The organism is Kitasatospora griseola, from assembly GCF_014648555.1.
Taxonomy (GTDB): domain Bacteria; phylum Actinomycetota; class Actinomycetes; order Streptomycetales; family Streptomycetaceae; genus Kitasatospora; species Kitasatospora griseola.
Genome location: NZ_BMRI01000003.1, coordinates 300,902 through 312,360 on the forward strand (window position 1 = coordinate 300,902; position 11,459 = coordinate 312,360).

Sequence of the window (11,459 nt, forward strand, 5' to 3'; positions counted from 1 at the left end):
TTCCCCTGGTCGGGCGGTTCGCTGATGCTCTGTCGGGTCGATCGTCCGTCAGTAGACGGGCTTCTCCGGCTCGATCTGGTTGACCCAGCCGATCACGCCGCCACCCAGGTGCACCGCGTCCGCGAAGCCCGCGGACTTGAGCACGGCCAGCACCTCGGCCGAGCGGACACCGGTCTTGCAGTGCAGCACGATCCGCTTGTCCTGCGGCAGGTCCTGCAGGGCGTTGCCCATCAGGAACTCGTTCTTCGGGATCAGCCGGGCGCCCGGGATGCTGACGATCTCGTACTCGTTGACCTCGCGGACGTCGATGATGTCGATGTCCTCGCCGTTGTCGATCCACTCCTTGAGCTGCTTGGAGGTGATCGTGGAGCCGAGGGCGGCGGCCGAGGCCTCCTCCGAGACGACACCGCAGAACGACTCGTAGTCGATCAGCTCGGTGACGGTCGGGTTCTCGCCGCACAGCGCGCAGTTCGGGTCCTTGCGGACCTTCACCGAGCGGTACTGCATCTCCAGGGCGTCGTAGATCATCAGTCGGCCGACCAGCGGCTCGCCGATGCCGGCCAGCAGCTTGATCGCCTCGTTGACCTGGATCGAGCCGATCGACGCGCACAGCACGCCGAGCACGCCGCCCTCGGCGCAGGACGGGACCATGCCCGGCGGCGGGGCCTCCGGGTACAGGCAGCGGTAGCACGGGCCGTGCTCGGCCCAGAACACGCTGGCCTGGCCGTCGAAGCGGTAGATGGAGCCCCACACGTACGGCTTGCCGAGCAGCACCGCAGCGTCGTTCACCAGGTACCGGGTGGCGAAGTTGTCGGTGCCGTCGACGATCAGGTCGTAGCCGGAGAAGATCTCCATCACGTTGTCGTTGTCGAGGCGCTCCTCGTGCAGGATCACCTCGACCAGCGGGTTGATCTCCTTGACCGAGTCGCGCGCGGACTCGGCCTTGGAGCGGCCGATGTCGGACTGGCCGTGGATGATCTGGCGCTGCAGGTTCGACTCGTCGACGGTGTCGAACTCGACGATGCCGAGCGTGCCGACGCCGGCGGCGGCCATGTACATCAGGGCGGGCGAGCCGAGACCGCCGGCGCCGACACACAGCACCTTGGCGTTCTTGAGCCGCTTCTGCCCGTCCATCCCCACGTCGGGGATGATCAGGTGGCGGGAGTACCGGCGGACCTCTTCTACGGTGAGCTCGGCGGCCGGCTCGACCAGGGGTGGCAGCGACACAAGGACTCCGATGGTCGTCAGTTTCTCGGTTCGACTACGCCAACAGTGTCACGTGCCGGGGGTATTCCGAGACAGCAGTTTCATTTGGTGAGACGGGTTACACCGGATGGCGAGACTTCGCACCCCGCGCCGCACCCCCTGGCCAGGCCGCGCCGGGCCGGATCAGACCCGGCAGGCGGTCTCCAGCCAGACATCCCCGAGCGATTCCTCCAATGGGACCTGTGTCCGCCATCCGAGACGGTCACGGGCGGTCCGGACGTCCGCCTGCCGCCACTGCACCGGCTCGGCGGCGGCCCGTGCCTCGACCGTCCGGGCGCCCTCAGCGGCGGTCTGCTGGGCGGGCAGCACCACCTGCCGGGCGTCCTCGCTGATCGTGCCCTCGAAACCGGACGCCCTGACCAGCAGGTGCGCCGCCTCCCGGGCCCGCACCGCGTGACCGCTGCCGATGTTGATCACGCCGGTGGCCGCGGAGACCGCCGCCGCCTGGATCGCCCGCGCCACGTCCCGGACGTCCACGAAATCCCGGTAGCCGGACAGGTCCGGCATCCGCACCTGGCCCTCCTCCTGCTCCAGCGCCCGCCGCAGGCCCTCCGCCAGCCGCCCGAACAGCGAGGCCGTCGGCGAGCCCGGGCCGACCACGTCGAACACCCGCAGCACCAGCGCGTCCAGCCCCGAACTCAGCACCAGCTCGGTGCCCGCCAGCTTCGACACCCCGTACGGCCCGACCGGGCGCGGCTCCGCGTTCTCCGGGATCGGTCCGCCCGGCTGGGCCGGCCCGTACTCGGCCGCCGACCCGACGTGTACCAGCCGGGCCGGCTCCCGGCTGCGCCGGATCGCCTCGCAGACCGTCGCCACCGCCAGCGTGTTCGCCCGGATCAGCGCCCGCGACGTCCCGTAGGTGGCCCCGGCGCAGTTGATCACCACCTGCGGCGCGACCGCGTCCAGGAACCGGGCCAGCGCGCCCGGACTCCCCGCGGCCAGGTCGAACCTGATGTCGGCGGAATCGCCCCGGCCCAGCACGGTCACCTGGAGCCCCTCCTCCGCCAGCAGCCGGTCGGCGACCCGCCGGCCGATGAACCCGTCGGCTCCCAGCAACAGCACCCTCATCGGGCCCAAGTCCTTCCATCAGGCCCGGCACCGGCCGGGCAACGAGATCTGAACGACACATCGGAGTACGCACCCGGCCGGACGCTCAGCGGCCAGGCGTACCCGGCCAGCAGAACGGCCGGGCCGAGCGCGGCGGCCAGCACCGGGCCCGGCGGCGGCGCCCCGAGCCAGTGCGCGGGGCCGGGCAGCGAGAGCACGGCGGCGCCGGTCGCGGCCGTCAGCACGGCGAGCGCGGCCGCGCCGGGACGCCCGGCGCCGCGGAGCACGCCGGCCGGCAGCGGCAGCACGCCGACCACCAGCAGCACGGCCCACCCGAGGCCGGAGCCGCCCCCCGCGACGACCCGGCCGAGCACGGCGAGCACCGCCAGCTGCGCCAGCACGGCCAGCGGCAGCGCGGGTCGCAGCCGGGAACGGAACTCCCCCAGCGTGGCGACCGCCGTCTGCCGCTGCCCGAACCGGCGCAGCCGGGCCGCGCCCCACCGGGCGCTCACCGCGCCGAGCGCGACCACCAGCGCCGAGGCGGGGGCGACGGCGCAGAGCAGGGCGAGCAGCAGTCCGCTGCCGGCCCCCTCGCCGAGCGCGGCCCACCGGCCGGACCACCACCGGGACGGCCCGCGGCCCGGCGGGCCGGGCGCCGCCGGACCGTCGAGCAGCCCGTCGTCCGGCCGCCACCCGGCGACCGCGGACGGCCGCGGCGCATCGCCGCCGTCCGGTCCGGCGGCCAGCGCGTGCGCGCCCGCCCCCGCCAGCACCGCCAGCGCCCCGCCGACCGGCCCGCCGAGCGCGGCGGCCGGCAGCAGCGGCAGCAGGTGGACGAGCGCGCCGGCCGGCCCGGCGATCGGCGACCGGAGCCGTCCGGCGGTGTCGGGCGGCGGCGGTTCGGGTTCCGGCGGTCGGCGCGGCACCCGGGCGAACAGCTCCTCGGCGAGGCCGAAGACGTCGGCGTGCCGGTAGCGGGCGGCGCCGTCGGCGGCCAGGCCGGAGTCCTCCAGGGCGGCGGCGATCTCCAGCGGATCGACGGCCCGCTCGCACAGCTCGCGGTTGGCGTCGAGGAGTTCCCGGACCGGATCGGCGGGCGGCGGCTGACTCACACCGCCTCCGCGAGCGCGGGGGCGGCGGCCGCCACCCAGTACTCGGCGGGGCGGGCGAACGGCCGGGCGGGGGCGCCGGGCCGGGCCGGGAACGCCGGGTAGCGGGAGACCAGTTCGAGGTAGATCTCGCGGAACGCGCCGACGACGGGCTCGACACCGAAGCGTTCCTGCGCCCGCAGCCGACCGGCGAGGCCCAGGCGGCAGCGGCGCTCGTGGTCGTGCAGCAGCGCCAGACAGGCCCCGGCGAGGGCCCGCGGGCTGCGCGGCGGCACCAGCAGCCCGGTCGGGCCGAGCACCTCGCGGGCCACCCCGACCTCGGTGGCGACCACGGCGCGGCCGCTGAGCATGGCGTCGGCGAGCAGCCGGGGGCTGCGCTGGGCGAGCGCGCTGAACACCACGGCGCTGCCGGCCGCCCAGGCCGCGGCCAGGCTGCTCGGCCGCCCGGCGAACTCGACGGCCCCGGCGATGCCGAGCCGTCCGGCGATCGCCTCGCAGTGCGCGCGGTAGCCGGGGGCGCCCTCCTCGCCGTACATGGTCAGCCGAGCGTCCGGCAGTTCCGCCTGGACTCGCGCGAAGGCGTGCAGCATCAGTTCGGGGTCGCGGCCGGGCTCCAGCGCACCGGCCCAGACCAGGGTGGGCGCCGCGGGTTCGGCGCCGGCGGCGGCCCGCCCGGTGGCGGGGGTGCCCTCGTGGACGATCCGGGTGCGGGCGGGGTCGCCGCCGCAGCGCTGCTGCCACTGGCGGTCGTAGTCGCTGCCGGGAGTGAGCACGGCGGCCTGCCGGTAGGTCTCCTCGGCGAGCTGCCGGAAGAACGACAGCAGCAGGGCGCGCACCGGCCAGCGGTAGGGCGCGGAGCGGTAGCCGCGGTACTGCTCGCGCAGGTGCAGGCCGTGCTCGGTGACCACGAACGGGACGCCGTGCAGTTCGCGGGCGACCAGCGCGGGCAGCGCGGCCGGCCCGCCGCCGACCACGTGGCACAGGTCGGCCCCGCCGAGCCCGGCCGGGCCGGTGCCGTACCAGGGCGCGGACAGCGGCCGCAGGCACTGCTCCAACAGGTCGGCGGCGACCAGCACGTCGCAGACCTGCGGCTGGCCGCCGGCGGTGTCGGCGCCGGGCATCCGCCAGCTCCGCTCCAGCACGCGGTGCGCGTGGCCGGAGGCGAGGAACGCGGGCAGCGCGTCGTCCTCCCGGCCGAGCGCGGCCAGCCGGTACAGCGCGGGCCCGAAACCGGCCCGTTCACCGGGCATCACCAGGGCACGCACCAGTTCCTCGTACGCCCGGGCGTAGCCGCGGCGGCGCAGCGAGGTGGGCCCGCGCCCGGCCGGCCGGCGGCCCCACATGGGCAGTTCGTGGACGCCGTGCAGGCCGCGAACCCCGGTGGGCGGGGCGGGGCGGTCGGCCGGGAGCAGGCGGTGGAGCCGGAATTCGTGCTCGGGCAGGCCGTCGACCAGACGGCCGCACCAGCCCCCTTCACCACCCTGTGCGACGGAATGACCGCCCTCGGTGAGCAGAGCTATGCGCACGACGCCTCCTGAGCACGAGCGTTTCGACGGGTTCCGGCCCTACGACAACAGGAAGTGCGTCCGTGCTCGACGGCCGTCCGGCCGGCGCCCGCTCCCCGCGTCCGCCGCCTTCGCCGTCTCGCCCCCCACACCTGTTCGGTCCGACAACACGACGGTAGAGCGCCGGGCCGGACCCCCCAGGGGCCCGGCCCGGCTTGCCACCTGATCGAGTGAACGGCCGTGACCTCGCGCGTCGCCGCCGCGTTCTCGGCCCCGCGCCCGTGCGTGCGCCCGTGCGTGCGCCCGTGCGTGCGCCCGTGCGGGCGGGGTCAGCGGGCGGCGTCGGCCTCGGCGAGCAGTTCGCGCACCGCGCGGGCCACCGGCTCGGGGTGCTCCAGCATCGCCACGTGCCCGGACTCGGGGAGCACCAGCAGCCGGGCGTCCCGGAACGCGGCGCAGGCCCGCCGGGCGGAGCGGTAGGAGACCAGCTTGTCCTTGAGCCCGTAGACCAGCAGTACCGGCACCTCGACCTGCCGGGCCTGCCGCCACAGCGACTGCTCGCCGCGCTCGGTGTAGGCGGTGACGATGCCGCGCGCGGACCCGGCCAGCGCCTGCAGCGCGTACGGCAGCGCGGTGCGGCGCCGGTACTCGGCGACGGCCCGGGCCCGGCGGTGCGCGGGGATGCCCTCGGGGTCGCCGTAGACCAGCCGCAGCAGTTCGGCGGTGGCGTTCTCCGGGGAGCTGCCGGCGTTGCGGCGGCGGAGCAGTTCGACCACGCCGGGGACGGCCAGCATCCCGGTGGGCCAGGCGGTGCGCTGCGGGGGCAGCTCGGGCAGCGCCGGGGAGATCAGGGTGAGGCTGCGCACCAGGTCGGGGCGGAGCGCGGCGAGCCGGACGGAGACCGCGCCGCCGAGCGAGTTGCCGAACAGGTGGACCGGCCCGCGGGCGGTCTCCTCCAGGTAGCCGATGACGGCGCGGACGTGCCCGGAGACGGTCAGGTTGCCGTCCAGCGGCGGCGCGGACCAGCCGAAGCCGGGAAGGTCGACCGCTTCCCCGTCGACGTCCTCGGAGAGCTGGTCGAGCAGCTCCAGCCAGTTGTCGCCGGAGCCGCCGAGCCCGTGCACGAACAGGGCGGGCGGCAGCCCGTCGCGGGGTTCGGAGTGGCGGCTGACGGCCACGGCCGCGCCGGGCACCTCGACGGTGCGGTACGGCTCCAGGGCGGCGAGGGGGTGCTGGGCGGCGCTCATGGAGCACGATGGTAGTGAGGACGGCCCGCCACCGGTGCGATTCGGCCCGTCCCCGAACCCGGTCCCGGGCCGGTCTCGACCTGTGGACACCCCTGGTCCGGGCCGTATTGTGGGCTCCCGACAAGGGCGGTGGTGCGCTTTACTCGGCTTCATCCGCGCACACGCGGGTTACCGAAAAGTAGAATCAACACCTTGCCAGCCATCGCAGACCGTGAAGTGAGGAGCGCCGTGACGGCCATCCAGGAGGCGCAGGAGCGTCCGCGCGGCGCCCGCCTGCCGCGTAGCGCCCGCCGTGAACAACTGCTCGGAGCCGCCCAGGAGGTGTTCGTCGCCCAGGGCTACCACGCAGCCGCCATGGACGACATCGCCGAGCGGGCCGGCGTCAGCAAGCCGGTGCTGTACCAGCACTTCCCGGGGAAGCTGGAGCTCTACCTCGCGCTGCTGGACAAGCACTGCGACGCCCTGGTCGACGGCACCCGGGCGGCGCTGGAGGCGACCAGCGACAACAAGCAGCGGGTCGCCGCGACCATGGAGGCGTACTTCCACTACGTCTCCAGCGAGTCCGGCGCGTTCCGGCTGGTCTTCGAGTCGGACCTGACCAACGAGCCGGCCGTGCGCGACCGGGTCGAGCGGGCCACCGACCTGAGCGCCACCCTGGTCTCCAAGGTGATCGCCGAGGACACCGACCTGCCGGACGCGGAGGCCAAGCTGCTCGCGGTGGGCGTCTGCGGCATGGCCCAGATCACCGCCCGGTACTGGCTGTCCCAGGGGTCCGAGGTCCCGCGCGACGAGGCGGTCCGGCTGGTCGCCAGCCTGGCCTGGCGCGGCCTGAAGGGCTTCCCCATGCACCCGGTCCAGGAGGGCTCCGGCGCCGCCGGCGAATGACCGCCGATTCGGCCCTGAGCGGACCGACCCGGGACGTTCGCCTCCCAGCCGCTCCGCTGCCTTAAGGTGAAGCCCGTACGGCGCGCCGCCCGCGAACGGCGGTTCGGCGCGCGCGGCCAGCTACCGGAGGGACGGAAGCCGTGGAGGTCAAGATCGGCGTGCAGAACGCGAACCGGGAGATCGTCCTGGAGAGCGCGCAATCTGCCGAAGAGGTGGCGGACGCGGTCGCCAAGGCCCTGGACGGCAGCGCCAAGCTGCTCACGCTGGCCGACGAGCACGGCCGCAAGGTGATCGTCCCGGCCGACCGGCTGGCCTACGTCGAGATCGGCGAGCCGTCCGTCCGCAAGGTCGGCTTCGGCACGCTCTGACAGCACGTCACCGGCGCCCCGTTCCCCCACTCGGGGGGACGGGGCGCCGTGCTGTGCGTACCGGCGGGTCCGGGCGGGTAGGCGGTGGGTGCCGCAGCGCCGTACAGCCCCGGGAGGCAGCCGTGTGGGAGACGATCGCGTTCGTCCTGATCGGCCTCGCCGTCGGGTTCGGCGCCGTGCTGGCCCGGCCCGCACTGTTCCCCGGGCCGCGCGCCCTGCCGGTCGGCACCGCCCTGGTGTCCGCCGTGCTGGCCGGCCGGCTCACCCGCTACGTGCTGGACGGCCACGCCCCGGCGGTGCAGCTGGCGGTGTCCGTCGTGGTGGCGGCGCTGCTGGTGTCGGTGCCGGCCCGGCCGGACCTCGCGCCCGCCCGGCGCGGCCGCCACCGCCACCGCCACGCCTGACGGCCGCTCAGGATGCCATCGCCACGCCTGACGGCCGCTCAGGATGCCATCGCCACGCGTGACGGCCGCTCAGGATGCCATCGCCACGCCTGACGGCCGCTCAGGACGCCAGGCCGAGCGCCGCCATCCGCTTGGTGTGGGTCTCGGTGATCCGGTTGAACATCTTGCCGACCTCGACCAGGTCGAAGCCGCGCACGTGCGCGCCGCCGACCAGCAGGTTGGACAGCGCGTCCCGCTCGGCGACCACCCGCTGCGCCTGGCTGAGCGCCTCGCCCATCAGCCGGCGTCCCCACAGCGCGAGCCGCCCGCCGACCCGCGGGTCCTCCTCGATCGCCTGCCGCACCCGCTCCACCGCGAACTCGGCGTGCCCGGTGTCGGCCATCACCCGCAGCACCAGGTCCCGGGTGTCGTCGTCCAGCCGGACCGCCACCTCGCGGTAGAAGTCGGTCGCGATGGCGTCGCCGACGTACGCCTTGACCAGGCCCTCCAGCCAGTCGGACGGCGCGGTCATCCGGTGGAAGGCCTCCAGCGGCTCGACGAACGGCTCCATCACCGCGACCGGGTCGGCGCCCACCTCGGCCAGCCGGTCGTGCAGCAGCTGGTAGTGCTGGAACTCGGCGGAGGCCATCCGGGCCAGCGCGGCCTTCTCCGCGATGCCGGGCGCGAACTTGGCGTCCTCGGCGAGCCGCTCGAAGGCGCTCAGCTCGCCGTACGCGAGCGCGCCCAGCAGGTCGAGCACCGCCGCGCGGTACTGCGGGTCGGCGGCCCGGGCCGCCCAGGGCCCGATCGAGTCGGTGATCCCGTCACCGGGTTCCTGAGTCTCCATGGCATCCGACCTTAGTGGTCCCGACGGGTCCGAGGACCGCCCGCGGCCGTCCCGCCAGCCCGGCGCGGCCGGTCGGAGTATTCGCCGTCACGTGTTCGAGTCGTCGCTTGACTGTATGGTAGGTAGCGAGGCCAGGTGTGAACCCGCGCGGCCCGTCCGTTCATCGGCAGGCCGCGCAGTCGTGCCCGGCGGCGTTCCGCCGCCCGGTACACCGCATCCGGCGCTCACGTACGCGGATGCCCGGTCGGAGAGCCGATCGGCTCCGACCTGGCCCGAGCCTCGGGCCCAGGCACCGCATCAGGCCGAGCGAGGGCCGCCGCGGACCGCGCCAGGACGCGCCGGGCCGCACGACCCCGTCAACGGGACGCCCTCCCCCGCGCCGCCCGCCCGACGCGCCCCTCACCGGGCAGCGCGGGCACGGCAGGACGCGCTCGAACTCGGCCCCTCCACATGGAAGAGGCAGCACCCTGTCCACCACCGGCGAACCCATCAAGACGACCTTCCGGGAACTCGGCATCCTCCCGGAGACCGCCGAGGCCCTGGAGGCGGTCGGCATCGTCCACCCCTTCCCGATCCAGGAGATGACCCTCCCGGTCGCGCTGACCGGCCACGACGTCATCGGCCAGGCCAAGACCGGCACCGGAAAGACCCTGGGCTTCGGCCTCCCGCTGATCGAGCGCGTCGTGGTCAAGGCCGACGTCGCCGCCGGCCGGGCCACCGCCGAGCAGCTCACCGAGAGCCCGCAGGCGCTCATCGTGGTGCCCACCCGCGAGCTGTGCACCCAGGTCACCAACGACCTGCAGACCGCCGGCAAGGTCCGCAACGTCCGTGTCCTCGCCGTGTACGGCGGCCGCGCCTACGAACCGCAGGTCGAGGCCCTGAAGAAGGGCGTCGACATCGTCGTCGGCACCCCCGGCCGCCTGCTCGACCTGGCCGGCCAGCGCAAGCTCGACCTGTCCCAGGTCCGCGCGCTGGTGCTGGACGAGGCCGACGAGATGCTCGACCTCGGCTTCCTGCCCGACGTCGAGAAGATCATCACCATGCTGCCCGCCAAGCGGCAGACCCTGCTCTTCTCCGCCACCATGCCCGGCCAGGTCATCTCGCTGGCCCGCCGGTACATGAGCCAGCCCACCCACATCCGGGCCGCCGCGCCGGACGACACCGGCACCACCGTCGCCAACATCGAGCAGCACATCTTCCGTGCCCACTCGCTCGACAAGGTCGAGATGGTCTCCCGGATCCTGCAGGCCGACGGCCGCGGCCTGGCGATGATCTTCTGCCGCACCAAGCGCACCGCCGCCGACGTCGCCGACCAGCTCACCAAGCGCGGCTTCGCGGCCGGCGCGGTGCACGGCGACCTCGGCCAGGGCGCCCGCGAGCAGGCGCTGCGCGCCTTCCGCAACGGCAAGGTCGACGTCCTGGTCTGCACCGACGTCGCCGCCCGCGGCATCGACGTCGAAGGCGTCACCCACGTCATCAACTACCAGTGCACCGACGACGAGAAGACCTACCTGCACCGGATCGGCCGCACCGGCCGGGCCGGCGCCTCCGGCACCGCCGTCACCCTGGTCGACTGGGACGACATCCCGCGCTGGCAGCTCATCAACAAGGCGCTGGACCTGCCGTTCAACGACCCGGAGGAGACCTACTCCACCTCCCCGCACCTGTACGAGCTGCTCCGCATCGCCCCCGGCACCAAGGGCATCCTGCCGCGCTCCGAGCGCACCCGGGCCGGCCTGGCCGCCGAAGAGGTCGAGGACCTCGGCGAGACCGGCGGCCGCGGCCAGCGCACCGGCCGCACCGGCGGCGGACGCGGCGGACGGGGCGCTGCCGCCCCCGAGACCCCGGCTCCCGCCGAGCGTCCGGCCCGCCGCAACCGCGAGCGTCGCCGCACCCGCGGCGGCAGCTCCGCCGCCGTCGGCACCGCCGCCCCGGCCCTGCCGACCACCGAGCAGCCCGCCGCCGCCCCGGCCGCCCCCGGTGAGGGCCGCAGCTCGCGCCGCCGCAACCGCAACCGTCGTAACTCCGCCGCCGCCCCGGCCGTGGTCGAGACGGCCATGGTCGAGGCCGCCGTGGTCGAGGCCGCTCCGGCTCCGGTGATCGACGCCGCCCCGGCGGTCGTCGTGGAGCCGGTCGTGGAGCCGGTCGTCGAGGCCGGGACCCCTGCGGTCCGGACCCCGCGCAAGCGCACCCGCAAGGCCCCGGCCGCGCCGGTCGCCGAGGTGGCTGCCGAGGTCGTCGTCGAGACCGCGGTGGAGCCCGGCGCCGAGACCCCGGCCGCCCGCACCCCGCGCAAGCGCACCCGCAAGGCCGCCGCCCCGGCGGTCGAGACGGTCGCCGAGACCGTCGTCGAGACGGTTGCCCCGGCGGTCGTCGCGGAGCCGGTCGCCGAGACCCCGCGCAAGCGCACCCGCAAGGCCCCGGCCGCGCCGGTCGCCGAGGTGGCCGTGGAGACGGTGGAGGCTCCGGCGCCGCGCAAGCGCGCGACCAAGAAGACCGCCGCTGTCGAGGTCGTCGCCGAGGAAGCCGCACCGGCTCCGCGCAAGCGCGCCACCAAGAAGGTTGCCGCCGTCGAAGCCTCGGCGGAGGAGGCCCCGGCGCCGCGCAAGCGTGTGACCAAGAAGGCTGCTGCGGCCGTCGAGGTCGTCGCAGAGGAAGCCGCGCCGGCCCCGCGCAAGCGCGCTGCCAAGAAGGTTGCCGCCGTCGAAGCCTCGGCGGAGGAGATCCCGGCGCCGCGCAAGCGTGTGACCAAGAAGGCTGCTGCGGCCGTCGAGGTCGTCGCAGAGGAAGCCGCGCCGGCCC

The 11,459-nt window shown here is 74.9% G+C and carries 10 protein-coding genes; 4 read left to right on the forward strand and 6 right to left on the reverse strand.

Annotation, left to right across the window (positions count from 1 at the left end; genetic code table 11):
* Positions 1-48: 48 nt before the first annotated feature.
* From moeZ to IEZ12_RS05510, 5 genes are all read right to left on the reverse strand, one after another.
* Positions 49-1,227 (reverse strand): adenylyltransferase/sulfurtransferase MoeZ, encoded by a 1,179-nt coding sequence (moeZ, locus tag IEZ12_RS05490; protein WP_043915930.1) that lies wholly within the window; start codon positions 1,225-1,227, stop codon positions 49-51.
* A 162-nt stretch (positions 1,228-1,389) separates the two neighbouring features.
* Positions 1,390-2,334, reverse strand: a complete 945-nt coding sequence (locus tag IEZ12_RS05495; protein WP_189271046.1) for an NAD-dependent epimerase/dehydratase family protein — start codon at positions 2,332-2,334, stop codon at positions 1,390-1,392.
* Positions 2,331-3,425, reverse strand: a complete 1,095-nt coding sequence (locus IEZ12_RS05500) for a hypothetical protein (protein ID WP_189271047.1) — start codon at positions 3,423-3,425, stop codon at positions 2,331-2,333. Before IEZ12_RS05500 ends, IEZ12_RS05495 begins: the two co-directional genes overlap by 4 nt.
* On the reverse strand, positions 3,422-4,948 hold the full coding sequence (locus IEZ12_RS05505; protein ID WP_189271048.1) for a DUF3492 domain-containing protein: 1,527 nt from the start codon (positions 4,946-4,948) through the stop codon (positions 3,422-3,424). The genes IEZ12_RS05500 and IEZ12_RS05505 overlap by 4 nt, the downstream gene beginning before the upstream one ends.
* Before the next feature lie 308 nt (positions 4,949-5,256).
* Positions 5,257-6,174: an alpha/beta fold hydrolase gene (locus IEZ12_RS05510; RefSeq protein ID WP_189271049.1), complete on the reverse strand. Its 918-nt coding sequence runs from the start codon at positions 6,172-6,174 to the stop codon at positions 5,257-5,259.
* Positions 6,175-6,402: 228 nt separating this feature from the next.
* Between IEZ12_RS05510 and IEZ12_RS05515 the strand changes: the two genes are divergently transcribed.
* The 3 genes from IEZ12_RS05515 (at position 6,403) to IEZ12_RS05525 (ending at position 7,831) form a co-directional block, all read left to right on the forward strand.
* A complete protein-coding gene (locus tag IEZ12_RS05515) occupies positions 6,403-7,059 on the forward strand; it encodes a TetR/AcrR family transcriptional regulator (RefSeq protein ID WP_043915926.1) in 657 nt (218 codons plus the stop codon).
* Between the two features lie 140 nt (positions 7,060-7,199).
* Positions 7,200-7,427, forward strand: a complete 228-nt coding sequence (locus IEZ12_RS05520; RefSeq protein WP_043915925.1) for a DUF3107 domain-containing protein — start codon at positions 7,200-7,202, stop codon at positions 7,425-7,427.
* A gap of 122 nt (positions 7,428-7,549) precedes the next feature.
* Positions 7,550-7,831, forward strand: coding sequence for a hypothetical protein (locus IEZ12_RS05525; RefSeq protein ID WP_189271050.1), 282 nt, complete (start codon positions 7,550-7,552; stop codon positions 7,829-7,831).
* Positions 7,832-7,931: 100 nt separating this feature from the next.
* On the opposite strand, the gene IEZ12_RS05530 is transcribed toward IEZ12_RS05525, so the two are convergent.
* The gene (locus IEZ12_RS05530; RefSeq protein ID WP_043915923.1) at positions 7,932-8,657 is read right to left on the reverse strand and encodes a ferritin-like fold-containing protein; all 726 of its coding nucleotides are present in this window, start codon (positions 8,655-8,657) and stop codon (positions 7,932-7,934) included.
* 581 nt (positions 8,658-9,238) lie between these two features.
* Here IEZ12_RS05530 and IEZ12_RS05535 point away from each other — a divergent pair.
* A partial coding sequence (locus IEZ12_RS05535; RefSeq protein ID WP_373295438.1) for a DEAD/DEAH box helicase occupies positions 9,239-11,459 on the forward strand: 2,221 nt, incomplete at its 3' end.